The following is a 16,531-nucleotide window of genomic DNA, read 5'->3' as shown; positions in this document are numbered from 1 at the left end:
GGGGCGCCGCTCGGCGGGCGCGAGGGAGCGCGGGGGCGGCGGGTACGGTGAGGGCGTGGGAGCGGAGCGGACACGGCAGCGGATCCTCGAGGCGGCGACGGAGGAGTTCGCGGCGCACGGGCTGGCGGGAGCACGGGTCGACCGCATCGCGGCACGATCGGGGATGAGCAAGCCGATGCTGTACTCGCACTTCGGAGCGAAGGAACGGCTGTTCGACGCGGTGTTCGACGAGCACGTGCTCGCCAACGCCCAGCGGGTGCCCTTCACTGCGGCGGACCCCGCGGGCTACGCGAGACGGCTCTACGACGACTACCTGGCCGACCCTGCGCTGATGCGCCTGGTGATGTGGAAGCGGCTCGAGCAGGAACCGGCCGGCTATCTGTACGGGGGCAACGAGGGCATCGACGAGGCGAACCTGGCCGACATCGCGGAGCAGCAGCGCGCCGGCGTCCTCCGGCCCGACCTCGAGCCGGCCGATCTCTGGACGCTCCTCATCGCGACCGCCGCGGCCTGGGCACAGGGCTCCGTCACCACGGTCGCCGACCAGGGCGACCCGGACCCGGTGCACCAGCGCCGACGAGCGGCGCTGGGAGAGGTCGTCGACGCGGCCCTGCGACTCCGCTGACGATCCCGCGAAAGCTACCAACCGGTAGGTAGTCTTTCCGGCATGCTCACCACCGCACTCCTCGCCGAGCGTCCCGGCGACTCCCTCCACCCCGCCGTCATCGAGCGGCGCGAGCTGCGCGCCGACGACCTCGACATCCGCGTCGACTTCTGCGGCGTCTGCCACAGCGACCTCCACGCGCTGGGCGCGGACGCGGGATTCCCGCTGGTGCCCGGCCACGAGTTCGTCGGCGAGGTCCTCGCCGTCGGCTCGGGAGTCACGGCGTTCCGCCCGGGCGACTCGGTCGCGGTGGGGAACATCGTCGACTCGTGCGGCGAGTGCGGCATGTGCCGCGCGGGTCAGGAGAACTTCTGCGCGCGCTTCCCGACTCTCACCTACGGCGGGGCGGACCGGGTCGACGGCACGCCGACGCTCGGGGCCTACTCCGGCCGGTACGTCGTGAGCGAGCGGTTCGCCTACGCGCTCCCCGAGGGCCTGGATCCGGCAGCGGCCGCACCGCTGCTCTGCGCGGGGATCACGGTCTGGGAGCCGTTGAGAGCCTCGGGAGTCGGGCCCGGGACCCGCCTCGGTGTGGCGGGCCTCGGCGGACTCGGCCACCTGGCGGTCCGCCTCGGCGCGGCTCTCGGCGCCGAGGTCACGCTCCTGACCACGTCAGCGGGCAAGGAGGCGGACGCCCGCCGGCTCGGAGCGCAGCACGTCGTCGTCACGACCGACACGGAGGCGCTCGCCGCCGCCCGCGACTCGCTGGACGTCGTGATCGACACGGTGTCCGCCCCGCACGACCCGGCACCGTACCTGCGCGTGCTCGCCCTCGATGGCACCCTGTTCCTCCTCGGGCACCTCGGCACGGTGACGCTCGACGTCCTGGACCTGCTCGTCGGCCGGAAGCGGCTCGCCTCGGCCGGGAGCGGAGGGCGCCGGTACACGCAGGATCTGCTCGACTTCTGCGCCGCTGAGGGCGTCACCGCGGAGGTGGAGGTGCTGCCGGTCGCGGAGATCGGGTCCGCCCTCCGCCGGCTGGCGCGGAACGACGTGCGCTACCGGTTCGTCCTCGACCTCCGCGGCATCGACGACGACCGCCGGTGACGCCACGGGCCGAGGGTCAGCCGGCGAGCAGCTGCCCGTAGCGCTCCTCCGGGTCGAGGGCGAGGCCGGCCTTGACGCTGCGGGCGATGTCGTCGGCGAGCACTTCGGAGTCGCCGCGCTCGAGGCCGTCGAGGGCGGCGGTCACGATCGCCTCGGGCGAGGACTTGGGCGCGTCCGTCCAGGACGCCATGTCGGTGTCGACGAACCCCATGTGCAGGCCGAGGACCTGGGTGCCCTGCTCGGCGAGAGCGAGGCGGAGGCCGTCGGTCGCGCTCCACGCCGCGGCCTTCGACATCGAGTAGGACTCGGCGCCGGGGAACGACGTGAAGGACGACACGGACAGCACGTTGAGCACGGCGCCGCCGCCCGCGCGGCGCAGGTGGCCGGCGAAGGCGCGGGCCAGCAGGAGCGGTCCGAACGCGTTCGTCTCGACGGTCCGGCGGATCTCGGCGATGTCACCGGTCAGGAAGGGAACGGTCGGCGCGATGCCCGCGTTGTTGACGAGGATCTGCAGGTCGCCGAGTTCGGCGGCCAGCTGCTCGATGCGCGCCGGGTCCGTGACGTCGAGGGCGACGGGGACCACGCCCTCGCTCACCGGGATCGAGGAGACGTCACGGGCGGCGGCGTAGACGGTGCGGGCCCCGCGGGCGCGGAGCTGCCGGACGAACTCGGCGCCGATGCCCCGGTTGGCGCCGGTGACGAGGGCGGTGGAGTCGTGGATCTGCATGGTGTCCCGCTTTCTGTAGCGATCGATAAAGAACGTGTGGCGAGGACGCTAGCATATTCCGTAGCGCCTGCTATAGATTGGTGCTCATGGCAGGACGACCGAGGAGCTTCGACCGCGAGGCGGCGCTGCGGACCGCGATGAACCGCTTCTGGAGCGACGGCTACGACGAGACCACGGTCGCGGTGCTCACCCGCGACATCGGCATCTCGGCACCGAGCCTCTACGCCGCCTTCGGCGACAAGGACGAGCTCTTCGAGGCCGCAGCCGCCTGCTACTCCGGCACCGCGAACGCCGTGCTCGAGGAGCTGCTCGACCGGCCGACCGCGCGGGAGGCCGTCGCCGCCGTCGTCCGCGTCAGTGCGGAGGGGTACTCCGCGCCCGGAACTCCGGCGGGCTGCTTCGTGCTGAGCGAACCGCGGCTCGAGGCTCGTCGCCGCGAGATGGAGGCGCTCATCGCCGCCCGGGTCGAGCGCGGGATCGAGGAGGGCGACGTGCCGCCGGAGACGGACGCCGGATCCGTCGCCGCCTTCGTCGTCGCCGTGCTCAGCGGGATGTCGACGCAGGCCCGCGACGGAGCACCGGCGGACCGCATCGCGGGCATCGGCGAGCTCGCACTCGGCGCGCTGCCGGCGGCCACGGGCGGGCGAGCTGCAGGGCGCACGCAGAAAGCCCCCGGATGAGGCCGCGTCGTCCCCGTCTCGGCCTCCTCGCCCTCGTCGTCGCCGGCCTGCTGCTGGTCCAGCCCGCCGCGGCCTCGGCGGCACCCCTGCTGCCTCCCGCGAACGGCGTCCTCGACTACCAGCTCGGAGGCGCCTACGCTCCGGCGTCGAGCGTCACGATCGTCGACCGCGATCGCACGGACGCGCCCGCCGCCGGCCGGTACAGCATCTGCTACGTCAACGCCTTCCAGACCCAGCCCGGAGAGAGCGCCGCCTTCGCGAAGCGGCACCCCGAGCTCCTGGTGAGGAGAGCGGACGGGAAGCCCCTCGCCGACCCGGGCTGGCCGGACGAGTACCTCTTCGACGTCTCGACCTCCGCGAAGCGGACCGCTCTGCTCGCGATCGTCGGCGCCTGGATCGACGGATGCGCCGAGGACGGCTTCGACGCCGTCGAGGCCGACAACTTGGACAGCTACACCCGCTCGGGCGGGAGGCTGACGACGTCGCAGGCGCTGGCGTTCGCCACCCTCCTGACGGCGCGCGCTCACCGCGCCGGCCTGGCGATCGGCCAGAAGAACGGGGCCGACCTCGCCGCTGCCGGGAAGAGGACGGTCGGCTTCGACTTCGCGGTCGTCGAGGAGTGCCAGGTCTACGACGAGTGCACGGCCTACACGGACGTCTACGGGCGACAGGTCTCCGAGATCGAGTACACCGACAACGGCCGGTCGGCCTACGCCGAGGCCTGCGCCGCGCAGGGCCGGAGCATCTCGGTCACCCTCCGTGACCGCGACGTCGTCCCCCGTGGCGCAGCGGGGTACGTGAACCGGCACTGCTGACGCCTGGCCGACGCTACTGCAGCGCTCCCAGCACGACGGCCGCGGCGCGGGCGACGAGCGCGTCGTCGTAGTCCGCCTCGGGGTCGTTGCGCGCCGTGAGGATCGACAGCACGACCGCGTCCCGCCCGGGCGGCGTCACCACGGCGACGTCGTTGCGGATCCCGCCGGCGCCTCCGGACTTGTCCGCGACGCTCCAGCCGGCCGGAGCACCCGCCCGGACGAGCGTGTCGCCGGTCGCGTTGCCGCTCATCCAGGCGAGCAGGAGCGCGCGGTCCTCTGCGGACAGCACCTCACCCGTGGCGACCGCGGCGAGGTCCGCGGTGAACGCGGCCGGGGTGGTGGTGTCCTCGGTGCTGCCGGGCTCGATCGTGTTCAACGCGGGCTCCTCGTTCACCACCTCGGTGGTGGTGTCGCCGAGAGCCTCGAGTCCGCGGTCGAGCGCGGAGGGTCCGCCGATGCGCCGGAGCACCAGGTTCAGCGCCGTGTTGTCGCTCCGGCGGACCGCCGCCTCGGCGAGCTGCGACAGCGGCAGGCCGGTGGCGGTGCTCTCCTCCGTGACGGGGGAGTAGCCCGCTGCCTCGACGTCGGCGGCGGTCCAGGTGACCACCTCGTCCCGCTCAGCGGCGGGGACCGTGCGCAGGAACTCCGCCACGGCGAGGGCCTTGAGGCTCGAGGCGTAGCCGAAGCGCTCGTTCGACCGGTGCTCGACGCGGCGGCCCGAGCCGGTGTCGACCGCGCTGACGCCGATCCGGGCGTCGAACTCGCTCTCGAGCGCGGCCAGCTCGGCGGAGACGTCGATCGGAGGAGGGGTGGCGGAGGGTGCCGGCGACGGCACGGAGGCGGACGACGCAGGCGTGACCGGGGTGTCCACCGTGCCGGTGCACCCGGTGAGGGCCAGGAGGAGGGCGGAACCCGCGAGTGCGCGGAGGCTCCGCGACGACGCTCTCGAGCGGTTCACAGCGCGGAGTAGACGACGAAGAAGGCGACGGAGGCCGCCGCGGTGACGCCGAGCGCCGCGAGCCGGACGAGTGCCCGGGGCCTCCTCCGCACGACGGCCAGGACGAGGAAGCCCGCGCCCAGGACGATCTGGATCCACCAGTACACCGGACTCGTGGTGTCGGCGACCGCGCCCAGCGCCCAGACGCCCTCGCCGATCAGCACGCCCGAGAGCGGCGCGACGGCCAGGACGCGCCACGTCGTCGAGCCGTGGAGGGTGAGGGCGGCGGCGGCCCCCAGGATCGGCCCGGCGGGGACGGCGAGCAGCCAGAAGACGTCGGTGAAGGGGAGCGAGTAGCCGAAGCCGCGCGCCGCGGTCACGAGGTCGTAGCCCTCGAGCAGCGCCCAGAAGCTCAGCAGTCCGAGCGCGGCCGCCGCCACCGGCCGGGCGCCGCCGAGGCGCACGAGCGCGAACACGAGCATCGACCAGCCCCCGGAGGAGTTGGCGAACGAGCTCACCGACGGCGGGAGGGAGCCCTGCAGCAGGCTGGTGAGCCCGCCCAGGACGAGCCCGCCGAGCAGGGCGACGAGCAGAGCGCGCAGGAGAGGCGGGCGGGAGGCGGCAGGGGGCATGGGTCGATCCTCGGAGACGGCGGGCGGGTGCGGATCAGGGATGACCCTGATCTCGGGGTGCGGGTGGATCACAGGTCTCGGGGTGATCCGCGCCGCCCTGGTGCAGTTCTCCCCACCCCGGCTCGGCGGCCCCGGCGGCCGATACGATGGACCCCATGCCTCGGATCCGACAGTCAGATGTCGAGGAGGTCAAGGCGCGGGTGAACATCGGCGACGTGATCGGCGAGTACGTCACGCTGAAGTCGGCCGGCATCGGCTCGTTGAAGGGCCTCTGCCCCTTCCACGACGAGCGCAGCCCCAGCTTCCACGTCCGCCCGCAGGCCGGCTTCTACCACTGCTTCGGCTGCCAGGAGTCGGGCGACGTCTACAGCTTCGTCATGAAGATGGACCACAGCTCGTTCAGCGAGACCGTCGAGCGCCTCGCCGGGCGCATCGGCTTCCCGCTGCAGTACGAGGACGGCGACGGCCGCGCACCCGAGACCGGCGGGCGCGCGCGCCTCCTGGCCGCGAACGACGCCGCGGAGGAGTACTTCCGCGAGCAGCTCGCGACCCCGGGCGCCGACGTCGGCCGGCGCTTCCTCGGCGAGCGGGGCTTCGACCGCGCCGCCGCCGACCGCTTCGGCGTCGGCTTCGCGCCCGACGGCTGGGACGGGCTCACCACCGCGCTCAAGCGCCGCGGCTTCTCGGAGGAGGAGCTGACGACGGCCGGCCTGGTCAGCAGCAACAATCGCGGCGGCGTCTACGACCGCTTCCGCGGCCGCCTCGTCTGGCCGATCCGCGACGTGACCGGCCAGACCGTCGGCTTCGGCGCCCGCCGCCTCCTCGAGGAGGACAAGGGCCCCAAGTACCTCAACACCCCCGAGACGCCGGTCTACCACAAGTCCCAGGTGCTCTACGGGCTCGACCTCGCCAAGCGCGACATCTCCCGCGGGCACCGGGTGGTCGTCGTGGAGGGCTACACGGACGTCATGGCCTGCCACCTCGCCGGCGTCACCACCGCGGTCGCGACCTGCGGCACCTCCTTCGGCGTCGACCACATCAAGGTGCTGCGCCGGGTGCTGGGCGACGACAGCGGCGTCGGCGAGGTCGTCTTCACCTTCGACCCCGACGCGGCGGGCCAGAAGGCCGCGATGCGCGCGTTCCAGGAGGAGCACCGCTTCGCCGCGCAGACCTTCGTCGCCGTCGCGCCCGAGGGCCTGGACCCCTGCGACCTCCGCCTGAACCGCGGCGACGACGCCGTCCGCCGCCTCATCGACGACAAGAAGCCGATGTTCGAGTTCGTGATCCGGCAGCTGCTCGACCGTTACGACCTCGAGACGGTCGAGGGCCGGATCGCGGCCCTGCGCGCGGCCGCCCCGGTCGTCGCGGAGATCCGCGACCCGGCGCTGCGGCCCGGCTACTCCCGCGAGCTCGCCCGGATGCTCGGCCTGGACATGGCCGAGGTCAACTCCGCGGTGCGCTCCGCCGGATCCCGGCCCCGCTCCTCCGGACCCGAGGGCCGCGATCAGCAGGGCGGCCGGGGCGGCGGCGAGTCGCACACGGCCGAGGCGCCCCTCGGCGCGCGCATCGCCGACCTGCCCGTCGACGTCGTCACGCGGATCGAGCGCGAGGCGCTGATGGCGATGCTCCAGCTGCCCCAGGCGATGGGGCCGGAGCTCCTGGCCCGGGCGGCGCACGCGGCGGTCACGAACGAGACCCTCCGCGTGGTCCGCGACGCCGTGGTCGCGAACCTCGAGCGGGCGGAGGACCGCGACTGGGTCGAGCACGTCGCCGACGACGTCCCCGGCCCCTTCGCCTCGCTGGTGCGCCAGCTCGCCGTGGCGCCGATCCCCGCCGCCGACGAGGAGGGGCTCGCCCGCTACTCCCGCGACGTGGCGATCTCGCTCATCGAGCGCGACCTGCTCCGCGAGATCGCCGAGCTGCGCGGGGCGCTGCAGCGCGCGTCCGCCGATCCCGTGATGGCGCGCGCGGTGCAGGTGCGCCTGGTCGAGCTCGAGCGCGAGAAGCGGGCGCTGCGCACGGAGTGAGCGTGTTGCGGTCGTGTGAAGAAATCGGCCGCACGCCCGTGCCGGTTCGGAGAGCGCTCACAACTGTGTTACCCATGAGGAACAGCAATGCGGGCGTCCAGTGTCGTGACGCCACAGCCCACAGGAGATCTGTGTGCCGAGAGTCCGCGCGCCCGGAGCGCGCCCGCATCCCATCCTTGACAGGAAGAGGCAGACGGAGATGAATTCCGCATCCACTCGCGGCACCCGTGCACTGGCCGCCGCCGCAGGCTTCGCCGCGGTCGCGCTCGTGCTGACGGGCTGCGCCGCCGGCGGGAACGACTCGTCCGGCGGCAGCGCCGGAGGGGCCCTGACCATCGGCACCACCGACAAGATCACGACTCTCGATCCCGCGGGCTCCTACGACAACGGCTCGTTCGCCGTGATGAACCAGGTGTTCCCGTTCCTGATGAACACCCCCTACGGCAGCCCGGACGTCGAGCCCGACATCGCCGAGTCGGCGGAGTTCACCGCGCCCACGGAGTACACCGTGAAGCTGAAGGAGGGACTGAAGTGGGCCAACGGCCACGACCTCACCTCCTCCGACGTGAAGTTCTCCTTCGACCGCCAGGTCGGCATCGCGGCCGAGAACGGCCCGTCCTCGCTCCTGGCGAACCTCGACAGCGTCGCGGCTCCGGACGACACGACCGTGGTCTTCACGCTCAAGTCCGAGAACGACCAGACCTTCCCGCAGATCCTCTCGAGCCCCGCCGGCCCGATCGTGGACGAGGAGGTCTTCTCGGCCGACGAGCTGACGGCGGACGCCGACATCGTCTCGGGCGACGCCTTCGCCGGGCAGTACACGATCGCGAACTACGACGTGAACAACCTCATCCAGTACAAGGCGTACCCGGACTACCAGGGCGTGCTGGGCGAGGCGAAGACGGACACCGTCAACGTCAAGTACTACGCGGACTCGTCCAACCTCAAGCTGGACATCCAGGAGGGGAACATCGACGTCGCGTTCCGCAGCCTCTCGGCGACGGACATCGACGACCTCCGCGGCAACGACACGGTCAAGGTCGTGGACGGACCCGGCGGCGAGATCCGCTACATCGTCTTCAACTTCGACACGCAGCCCTTCGGCGCGACCACCGGTGAGGCCGACAGCGCGAAGGCCCTCGCCGTGCGCCAGGCCGTCGCCGACCTGATCGACCGCGACGAGATCGCCGACCAGGTCTACAAGGGCACCTACACCCCCCTCTACTCCTACGTCCCCGCGGGCCTGACCGGCGCGGTCGAGCCGCTCAAGTCGCTCTACGGCGACGGCAACGGCGCGCCCGACGCGGACAAGGCGAAGGCGACCCTCGAGGCCGCCGGCGTCACCTCTCCGGTCACCCTGAACCTGCAGTACTCGAACGACCACTACGGTCCGTCCTCGGGCGACGAGTACGCTCTGATCAAGGACCAGCTGGAGTCGACCGGCCTCTTCACCGTGAACCTGCAGACCACGGAGTGGGTGCAGTACTCGAAGGACCGCTCGAGCGACGTCTACCCGGCGTACCAGCTCGGCTGGTTCCCCGACTACTCCGACGCCGACAACTACCTCTCGCCGTTCTTCATCAAGGAGAACTTCCTCGCGAACCACTTCGACGACGCCGAGGTGCAGAGCCTGATCGCGCAGCAGGTCTCGACCACCGACGCCGACGCGCGCACCGCGCTGATCGAGCAGATCCAGGAGAAGGTCGCGGCGCAGCTCTCAACCGTCCCCTACCTGCAGGGCTCGCAGGTGGCGGTCGTCGGCAGCACGGTGAGCGGAGCCGAGGACACCCTCGACGCCTCGTTCAAGTTCCGCTACGCGGCACTCAGCAAGGGCTGATCCACCCCCTCGCGGCCGGCGCCTCCCCGACAGGAGGCGCCGGCCGTTCTCCACGAAAGGCATCACGTGACGACAGCCACGACGGCTGCGGCGACGGCGCCCACCCGGCGACCGCGCGGCTCCGGGGGCGGACTCGGGCGCTACCTGCTCGTCCGCTTCCTGCTCATCATCCCCACCGTCTTCATCCTCGTGACGCTGGTGTTCCTCCTCATGCGCTCCACGGGCGACCCGATCACAGCGGCCCTCGGCGGCCGCCTGACCGCCGACCAGCTCGCCGAGCGCGTGGCCGCCGCCGGCTACGACCGGCCGCTGATCGTGCAGTACCTCGAGTACCTCGGCAAGCTGCTGACCGGCGACTTCGGCACCACCCTGAGCGACAACCGCCCCGTCACCGAGGTGCTCCTCACCTACGGTGCCGCGACGGTCGAGCTCGCCTTCTACGCCCTGATCGTGGCGTTCCTGGTCGGCATCCCGCTCGGGATGCTCGCCGCCTACCACCGCGACCGCACGCCCGACGCGGTGCTGCGCATCTTCGCCATCCTCTGCTACGCGACCCCGGTGTTCTTCGCGGGCCTGCTGCTGAAGCTGGTGTTCTCCGTCTGGCTGAAGTGGTTCCCCGTCGCCGGGCGCGCCTCGACGAGCACCGAGCTCTCGCTCCAGTTCCTCGAGAACAAGACCGGCATCTACCTCATCGACGCGATCCAGACCGGCGACCCGGCCGCGATCTCGGACGTGCTCTCGCACGCGGTGCTCCCCGCCGTCGCGCTGGGCCTGCTGACCGCGGGCATCTTCCTGCGCCTGGTGCGGACCAACGTGATCGGCACGCTCGGCACCGACTACGTCGACGCGGCGCGCTCGCGCGGAGTGAGCGAGTTCCGGCTCGTCCGCACGCACGCCTACCGGCCGGCGCTCATCCCGATCATCACCGTGATCGGCCTGCAGATCGCCCTGCTGCTCGGCGGCGCCGTCCTCACCGAGACCACCTTCGAGTGGAAGGGCCTCGGCTTCCAGCTCGCCGAGTACCTCCAGGCCCGCGACTTCGTGGCCGTGCAGGGCATCGTCGCCCTGCTCGCCGTCATCGTGGCGCTGACCAACTTCATCGTCGACGTCATCGCGGCGCTCATCGACCCGCGAGTGAGGTACTGAGCATGAGCACCACCTCCCCGGCGCGCCCGCGCCGCCGCCTCGTCGACCGCCTGCCGGTCGTCCACCAGCTCCGGCAGAGCGTCGGCCTCCAGCGGGGGATGCTCGTCACCGGCCTCATCATCACCGGCGCGTTCCTGCTGGTGGCCCTGTTCGCGCCCCTCATCGCGCCCTACGGCTACTCGCAGCTGCGCTCGGGCGGCGAGTCGTTCGGAGCGCAGGAGCCGCCGAGCGCGGAGCACCTGCTCGGCACCACCGTCGGCGGCTACGACGTCCTCTCGCGCGTGATCTGGGGAGCGCAGACCGCGTTCCTCGTGATCGTCGTCGCCGTGGTCCTGTCGATCTTCCTCGGCGTCTTCCTCGGCCTCGTCTCCGGCTACCTTGGCGGCTGGCTCGACCGCGTGCTCGTCGTGATCTGCGACGCGATCTACGCGTTCCCGACCCTGCTGCTGGCGATCGTGATGTCGATCGTCATCTCCGGCGGGCAGTCGAACCTCTGGGCCGGCATCTTCGCCGCGGCGGTCTCGATCACCGTCGTCTACATCCCGCAGTACTTCCGCGTGATCCGGGCCGAGACCGTGCGGATCAAGGGCGACGCCTTCGTCGAGTCGGCGAAGGTGATCGGAGCGTCGACGCCGCGGATCATGTTCCGCCACGTCCTGCGCAACGCGACGCGCACGCTGCCGCTGATCTTCACGCTCAACTCCTCCGAGGCGATCCTGACCCTCGCGGGCCTGGGCTTCCTCGGCTTCGGCATCGAGCCGACGTCGGCCGCCGAGTGGGGCTACGACCTCAACAAGGCGCTGTCGGACGTCACGAGCGGCATCTGGTGGACCTCGGTCTTCCCGGGTCTCGCGATCGTGCTCGTGGTGCTGGGCATCACCCTCGTGGGCGAGAGCCTGAACGACCTCGCCGACCCGCGCCTGCGCGGTCGGCGCGCGGTGGCCGCCGGCGCCGGCGACGTCGCCGCGACGTCCGTCGTGCCGGGCGGCGTCCTCGCCGCCGACGGCCTGGAGACGCCGGGGCACGACCCCGTCGCCGGAGTGGAGGGGACGCGATGAGCGACCAGCGCACCGTCCGGGACGCCTCAGCGCGTCCGATCGTGGACATCACCGACCTCGAGGTCGCCTTCGCGAGCGACCGCGGAGCCGTCCGCGCCGTCGCCGGCGTGAGCCTGCGCGTGGAGCGCGGCGAGGTCCTGGCGATCGTCGGCGAGTCCGGCAGCGGCAAGACCGTGACCGCCAAGACCATCCTCGGCCTCCTGCCCGAGACGGCCACCGCCTCCGGAGTGGTCCTGCTCTCGAAGAAGGACGGCAGCGCGGCGACCGACGTCGTCTCCGTGCCCAAGGCGCGCCTCCGGGAGCTGCGCGGCACCGACGTCGCCATGGTCTTCCAGGAGCCGGGCACCGCCCTCAACCCGGTCTTCACGGTCGGCTGGCAGATCGCGGAGGGGCTGCGCGCCCACGGCTCCGTCTCGAAGAAGGAGGCGCGGCGGCGCGCGATCGACGTCCTGCGCACCGTCGGCATCCCGGAGCCGGAGAAGCGGGTCGACTACTACCCGCACCAGTTCTCGGGCGGCCAGAAGCAGCGCGTCGTCATCGCGATGGCCCTGGTCCTGGACCCCGGTCTGATCGTCGCGGACGAGCCGACCACGGCCCTCGACGTGACCGTGCAGGCCGAGATCCTCGACCTGCTCCGCCGGTGCCGCGACGAGTTCGGCACCTCGATCGTGCTGATCACCCACAACATGGGCGTCGTCGCCGACCTGGCCGACCGCGTCGCCGTGATGTACCAGGGCGAGCTGGTCGAGGAGGCGACGGTCTCCGAGCTGTTCTCGGCGCCGAAGGCCGAGTACACCAGGAAGCTCCTCGCCGCCGTCCCGCACGTGGGCCAGGGCGTCGAGCGCGCCCGCGTCCGTGCCGTCGAGCGCGCCGAGGCCCCCGAGGCCGAGACGCTCGTCGCCGCCGAGGGCCTGCGGATCCAGTACCCCGGCCGGCTCGGCCGCCCCGGCTTCGTCGCGGTCGACGGCGTCTCGCTGCGCATCCGCGCGGGCGAGGTGCTCGGCCTCGTCGGCGAGAGCGGCTCGGGCAAGACGACCATCGGGCGCGCGATCGCGGGCCTGACGCCGGTGACCGGCGGGTCGCTGAAGGTCCTCGGCAAGGAGATGCGCGGCATCCGCGAGCGCGCCTTCCGGCCGGTCCGCGGCGACATCGGCTTCGTGTTCCAGGACCCGGCGTCGAGCTTCAACCCCCTGCTCACCATCGCCGAGTGCGTGGCCGAGCCGCTGATCGTGCACGGGCGGGCCGGCGACGCCGCCGGGGCGCGCTCGCGCGTCGACGAGCTCCTGGAGGCGGTGCAGCTGCCCCGCTCCTACGGCGACCGCTACCCGCACGAGCTCTCCGGCGGCCAGCGCCAGCGCGCCAGCCTCGCCCGGGCCCTCGCCCTGGAGCCGAAGCTGTTGATCGCCGACGAGCCGACCTCGGCGCTCGACGTGTCGGTGCAGGCGCGCGTACTCGAGCTCTTCGCCGAGCTGCAGCGCGAGTTCGGCTTCGCCTCGCTGTTCATCAGCCACGACCTCGCCGTGGTCGACCTGCTCGCCGACCGCATCGCGGTGCTCTACCGCGGCGAGCTGGTCGAGGAGGGGACGGGAGCCGAGGTGCTCGCCGCGCCGAAGCACCCCTACACGCAGCGACTGCTCGCCTCCCTGCCCGTGCCCGACCCGGTCGAGCAGGCCTCGCGGCGCGAGCTCCTGCGCAGCATCGTCGAGGCGGAGCGCCGGGCGTGAGCCGGACCGCCGGGGATCCGGCCCCCATCGTCGTCGACGACCTCAGCGTCGAGTACCCCCCGCGCGGCATCAGCCGCCGGTGGACGGCGCTGCGGGGAGTGAGCCTCCGGGTGGAGCCGGGGGAGGTGCTCGGGATCCTCGGCGGCAGCGGCTCGGGCAAGTCCACGCTCGCGCGCGTGCTCGGCGGCGACGGCCTCGGGCACGACGGCGGCCGCACGCGCCCCGTGATCATCGGAGGGGACGCGACGGTCGCAGGGCACCGCCTCCGCTCCCTCCCCGCCCGCGAGCTCAAGCGCTTCACCGTCGACGTCGCGCATCTCGCGCAGGACGCCGGCGCGACCCTCCGCCCCGAGCTGACCGTCTCGGAGCTGATCGCCGAGCCGATCTTCCTCCGCGACCGCCACTACGACCCGAAGGCCGCGGCGGTGCGGGTGGCGACGCTGCTCGACTCCGTGCACCTGCCGCTGTTCCTGCTGGACCGCTACCCCTACGAGCTCTCCAGCGGCCAGCGCCAGCGCGTGGCCGTGGCCCGCTCACTCGTGCTCGGCCCGAAGGTGCTGATCGCCGACGAGCCGACCTCGGGCATCGACGCGACGGTGCGCGAGTCGATCGTCGACCTCCTCGCCGATCTGCGGCGCCGGGAGGGCTTCGCGGCCGTCGTGGTCAGTCACGACATCGACGTGCTGAGCCGGGCGACCGACCGGATCGCGGTGCTCGTCGGCGGCGAGGTCGTCGCCTACGGTCCGCTGCTGGACGTGCTGATCGAGGCCCGGCACCCCTACGTGCGCGAGCTCGGAGCGGCCTTCGCCGAGTACGAGCGCTTCGACGCCTCCCGGGCGCAGCGCGTCGAGGCGGCCGACCAGTGACCGTCCCGCGCGTCGCGGTGCTCCCGCGGCCGAAGCCGGTGTTCGCCGAGGCGGTCGAGTCGGGCGGGGGAGTGGTCGTCGGACTCGACGAGAGCCCGGACGCGGTGCTCTGGCTGTCCTACGGCCGCACCGACGAGCTGGCCGCGGTGCTGGAGGAGCACCCGACGATCCGCTGGGTGCAGCTGCCCTGGGCCGGCGTCGACGTCTTCGCGCCCGTGCTCGCCGCGTCCCGCGCGGCCGTGGTCTGGACCAGCGCCAAGGGCGCCTACGCGGAGCCGGTGGCCGAGCACGCGCTCGCGCTGGTGCTCGCCCTCCTGCGCTCGCTGCCGGAGCGGGCGCGCGCCGAGTCGTGGGGGCCGAAGAAGGCGGTCACGCTGCACCGCGCCTCCGTGGTGATCGTCGGAGCGGGAGGGATCGCTCGCGAGCTCCTGCGGCTGCTCGCCGTCTTCGACTGCCGGGTGACGATCGTCCGCCGCGGAGACGAGCCGGTGGAGGGCGCCGCCCGCACCCTGCCGGCGTCGGGGCTCGCCGAAGCCGCGGCGGACGCCGACGTGCTGGTCCTGGCCGCCGCCGCCACCGCGGGCACGGAGCGGATGATCGACGCGGGTCTGCTCGCGCGGCTCCCCGCCCGCGCCGTGCTCGTCAACGTCGCGCGGGGAAGCCTCGTCGACACGGACGCGCTCGTCGCCGCCCTCGCCGAGGGCCGTCTCGCGGGTGCCGCGCTCGACGTGACGGACCCCGAGCCGCTGCCCGACGGGCATCCGCTGTGGAGCGAGCCCCGGTGCCTGATCACGCCCCACAGCGCGGACACCCCCGAGATCACCGCGCCGCTCCTGGCCGAGCGCGTGCGCGCCAACGTGGCCGCCTGTGCCGCCGGCGAGCCGTTCGTCGGCCGTGTCGACCCGGGCTCCGGCTACTGAGTGCGCGCCCGATTTTGCGTTCGCGGAGAGTTTGCTAAAGTAGTACCGCGCTGATCGCCTCCGGGTGGTCGGATGATCCTCGATAGCTCAATTGGCAGAGCAATCGGCTGTTAACCGGTAGGTTCTTGGTTCGAGTCCAAGTCGGGGAGCGAAGGGTCCGGGACTCCACTCTCGGGCCCTTTTTTCGTGCCCGCGAGCGGTCGCCCTCGAGGGCCCATGCGCTCGGACCGACGATGGGAGGCGCGATGCGAGACGACGTGCTCGCCCTCCTGCGCCGTCGTCCCGACGTCGAGGCGCCGGATCTCGTCGCCGTCGACGCCAGCGACCGCCTGCTGCTCGACCTCGCCGCCGACCGCGGCCGCATCGCCGTGATCGGGGACGCCTACGGGGCGCTGAGCCTCGGCCTCGCCGCAGACGGCCGTGACGTGCGCGTCGTGCAGGACTCGATCACCGCCGAGCGCGCTCTGGCGAAGAACCTCGAGACGGTGCGCGCGTCGGGCGTCGACCTCGCGCCGATCGAGATCGTCGACTCCGTCGCCGAGGCCGTCCGCGACGCCGACACGGTCCTCCTGCGCCTGCCGCGATCGCTCGACGCCCTGGCCGCCGTCGCCGCCGAGACCGCCCTCGCGGATCCGGCGGCGACCCTGATCGGCGCCGGCCGGATCAAGCACATGACCCGCACGATGAACGACGTGCTCGCCGCGCGCTACGAGCGGATCGACGTCTCCCTCGCCCGTCAGAAGTCGCGCGCCCTGCTCGCGAGCGGCGCCCTCCCCGACCAGCCGCCCGTGCCCGGGCCCGAGCGGCGCCGTCTGGTCGAGCTCGACCTCGAGGTCGTGGCGCTGCCGGGAGCCTTCGCCGGGGCGCGCCTGGACCTCGGCACCCGCGCCCTGCTCGCCGCCCTCGACCTCGACTCCCTCCCCGCGGGCACCGCCCTCGACCTGGGCTGCGGAACCGGCGTGCTCGCCGCCGTCGTGGCCCGGGCCCGCCCCGACCTCGCCGTGACCGCGACGGACACCTCGCGTGCCGCGGTCGAGTCCGCCCGGGCGACCTCGGCGGCCAACGAGCTGCCCGTCCGCGTCCTCCGCGACGACAACGCCTCGACGCTGGAGCCGTCCTCGGTCGACGTCGTGCTCTGCAATCCGCCGTTCCACTCCGACGGAGCCGTCACCGACCTCGTCGCCCGGCGCATGCTCCGTGCGGCCGGCCGCGTGCTGCGCCCCGGAGGCGTGCTGTGGACGGTCTTCAACTCCCACCTCGCGCACCCGGCCGAGCTGCGCCGGGCGGTCGGGCCGACCTCGGTGGTGGCCCGCGACCGCCGCTTCACGGTGACCCGCTCCGTGCGCGCCGTCGGCTGAGGCGGCTCCGCAACCCCCTCCGCGGCCTCAGGTCCGCTGTCCGGGGCGCGGGTACGATCTCTCTCCGGCGCTCCTGTGCCGAACCCGTCCCGT

Annotated in this window: 15 protein-coding genes and 1 tRNA gene; 13 read left to right on the top strand and 3 right to left on the bottom strand. The window is 72.8% G+C overall.

The genetic code is table 11. From position 1 onward, the window contains the following. Positions 1-55 precede the first annotated feature (55 nt). Positions 56-625 carry a TetR family transcriptional regulator gene (locus tag C5D08_RS09415; protein WP_104276814.1) on the top strand — a complete coding sequence of 190 codons (570 nt, stop codon included), beginning with the start codon at positions 56-58 and terminating at the stop codon, positions 623-625. Between the two features lie 42 nt (positions 626-667). After that, positions 668-1,711: an NAD(P)-dependent alcohol dehydrogenase gene (locus C5D08_RS09410; RefSeq protein WP_104276813.1), complete on the top strand. Its 1,044-nt coding sequence runs from the start codon at positions 668-670 to the stop codon at positions 1,709-1,711. A gap of 16 nt (positions 1,712-1,727) precedes the next feature. Here the strand turns inward: C5D08_RS09410 and C5D08_RS09405 are convergent, their stop codons facing one another. Continuing rightward, a complete protein-coding gene (locus C5D08_RS09405; RefSeq protein ID WP_104276812.1) occupies positions 1,728-2,438 on the bottom strand; it encodes an SDR family oxidoreductase in 711 nt (236 codons plus the stop codon). An 86-nt stretch (positions 2,439-2,524) separates the two neighbouring features. Here C5D08_RS09405 and C5D08_RS09400 point away from each other — a divergent pair, with 86 nt between their 5' ends. Together C5D08_RS09400 and C5D08_RS09395 are read left to right on the top strand one after the other, a co-directional pair. Further along, the gene (locus tag C5D08_RS09400; RefSeq protein WP_146086073.1) at positions 2,525-3,118 is read left to right on the top strand and encodes a TetR/AcrR family transcriptional regulator; all 594 of its coding nucleotides are present in this window, start codon (positions 2,525-2,527) and stop codon (positions 3,116-3,118) included. Next, entirely contained in the window at positions 3,115-3,933 is an 819-nt protein-coding gene (locus C5D08_RS09395; RefSeq protein ID WP_104276810.1) for an endo alpha-1,4 polygalactosaminidase, read from the top strand. The genes C5D08_RS09400 and C5D08_RS09395 overlap by 4 nt, the downstream gene beginning before the upstream one ends. A 13-nt stretch (positions 3,934-3,946) precedes the next feature. On the opposite strand, the gene bla is transcribed toward C5D08_RS09395, so the two are convergent. Next, entirely contained in the window at positions 3,947-4,891 is a 945-nt protein-coding gene (bla, locus tag C5D08_RS09390) for a class A beta-lactamase (RefSeq protein WP_104276809.1), read from the bottom strand. Further along, entirely contained in the window at positions 4,888-5,502 is a 615-nt protein-coding gene (locus C5D08_RS09385; protein ID WP_181110086.1) for a DUF6518 family protein, read from the bottom strand. Before C5D08_RS09385 ends, bla begins: the two co-directional genes overlap by 4 nt. Before the next feature lie 155 nt (positions 5,503-5,657). Between C5D08_RS09385 and dnaG the strand changes: the two genes are divergently transcribed. The 9 genes from dnaG (at position 5,658) to C5D08_RS09340 (ending at position 16,438) form a co-directional block, all read left to right on the top strand. Further along, entirely contained in the window at positions 5,658-7,529 is a 1,872-nt protein-coding gene (gene dnaG / locus C5D08_RS09380; RefSeq protein WP_104276808.1) for a DNA primase, read from the top strand. A 199-nt stretch (positions 7,530-7,728) separates the two neighbouring features. Then, positions 7,729-9,366: an ABC transporter substrate-binding protein gene (locus C5D08_RS09375; protein WP_104276807.1), complete on the top strand. Its 1,638-nt coding sequence runs from the start codon at positions 7,729-7,731 to the stop codon at positions 9,364-9,366. A gap of 66 nt (positions 9,367-9,432) precedes the next feature. Continuing rightward, positions 9,433-10,512, top strand: coding sequence for an ABC transporter permease (locus tag C5D08_RS09370; RefSeq protein WP_104223444.1), 1,080 nt, complete (start codon positions 9,433-9,435; stop codon positions 10,510-10,512). 2 nt (positions 10,513-10,514) lie between these two features. After that, positions 10,515-11,570 carry an ABC transporter permease gene (locus C5D08_RS09365; protein ID WP_104238213.1) on the top strand — a complete coding sequence of 352 codons (1,056 nt, stop codon included), beginning with the start codon at positions 10,515-10,517 and terminating at the stop codon, positions 11,568-11,570. Beyond that, complete coding sequence (locus tag C5D08_RS09360; protein WP_104276806.1) at positions 11,567-13,294, top strand: ABC transporter ATP-binding protein; 1,728 nt, start codon at positions 11,567-11,569, stop codon at positions 13,292-13,294. Before C5D08_RS09365 ends, C5D08_RS09360 begins: the two co-directional genes overlap by 4 nt. Next, positions 13,291-14,160 (top strand): ATP-binding cassette domain-containing protein, encoded by an 870-nt coding sequence (locus C5D08_RS09355; RefSeq protein ID WP_104276805.1) that lies wholly within the window; start codon positions 13,291-13,293, stop codon positions 14,158-14,160. The genes C5D08_RS09360 and C5D08_RS09355 overlap by 4 nt, the downstream gene beginning before the upstream one ends. Then, the gene (locus C5D08_RS09350; protein WP_258067374.1) at positions 14,157-15,080 is read left to right on the top strand and encodes an NAD(P)-dependent oxidoreductase; all 924 of its coding nucleotides are present in this window, start codon (positions 14,157-14,159) and stop codon (positions 15,078-15,080) included. Before C5D08_RS09355 ends, C5D08_RS09350 begins: the two co-directional genes overlap by 4 nt. A gap of 76 nt (positions 15,081-15,156) precedes the next feature. Beyond that, positions 15,157-15,229, top strand: a tRNA-Asn gene (locus C5D08_RS09345). A gap of 96 nt (positions 15,230-15,325) precedes the next feature. Further along, complete coding sequence (locus C5D08_RS09340) at positions 15,326-16,438, top strand: class I SAM-dependent methyltransferase (RefSeq protein WP_104276836.1); 1,113 nt, start codon at positions 15,326-15,328, stop codon at positions 16,436-16,438. Positions 16,439-16,531 lie beyond the last annotated feature (93 nt).

The sequence above is a fragment of the Rathayibacter sp. AY1B6 genome, assembly GCF_002932755.1.
Taxonomy (GTDB): domain Bacteria; phylum Actinomycetota; class Actinomycetes; order Actinomycetales; family Microbacteriaceae; genus Rathayibacter.
Note: the sequence above shows the minus strand (reverse complement) of the source record. Positions and strands in the feature narration are given on the sequence as shown.

Coding starts and splice junctions, on each gene's coding strand:
- C5D08_RS09340 (WP_104276836.1), top strand. CDS start 15,326: ATGCGAGACGACGTGCTCGCCCTCCTGCGCCGTCGTCCCGACGTCGAG.
- C5D08_RS09405 (WP_104276812.1), bottom strand. CDS start 2,438: ATGCAGATCCACGACTCCACCGCCCTCGTCACCGGCGCCAACCGGGGC.
- C5D08_RS09395 (WP_104276810.1), top strand. CDS start 3,115: ATGAGGCCGCGTCGTCCCCGTCTCGGCCTCCTCGCCCTCGTCGTCGCC.
- dnaG (WP_104276808.1), top strand. CDS start 5,658: ATGCCTCGGATCCGACAGTCAGATGTCGAGGAGGTCAAGGCGCGGGTG.
- C5D08_RS09360 (WP_104276806.1), top strand. CDS start 11,567: ATGAGCGACCAGCGCACCGTCCGGGACGCCTCAGCGCGTCCGATCGTG.
- C5D08_RS09385 (WP_181110086.1), bottom strand. CDS start 5,502: ATGCCCCCTGCCGCCTCCCGCCCGCCTCTCCTGCGCGCTCTGCTCGTC.
- C5D08_RS09400 (WP_146086073.1), top strand. CDS start 2,525: ATGGCAGGACGACCGAGGAGCTTCGACCGCGAGGCGGCGCTGCGGACC.
- C5D08_RS09375 (WP_104276807.1), top strand. CDS start 7,729: ATGAATTCCGCATCCACTCGCGGCACCCGTGCACTGGCCGCCGCCGCA.
- C5D08_RS09410 (WP_104276813.1), top strand. CDS start 668: ATGCTCACCACCGCACTCCTCGCCGAGCGTCCCGGCGACTCCCTCCAC.
- C5D08_RS09365 (WP_104238213.1), top strand. CDS start 10,515: ATGAGCACCACCTCCCCGGCGCGCCCGCGCCGCCGCCTCGTCGACCGC.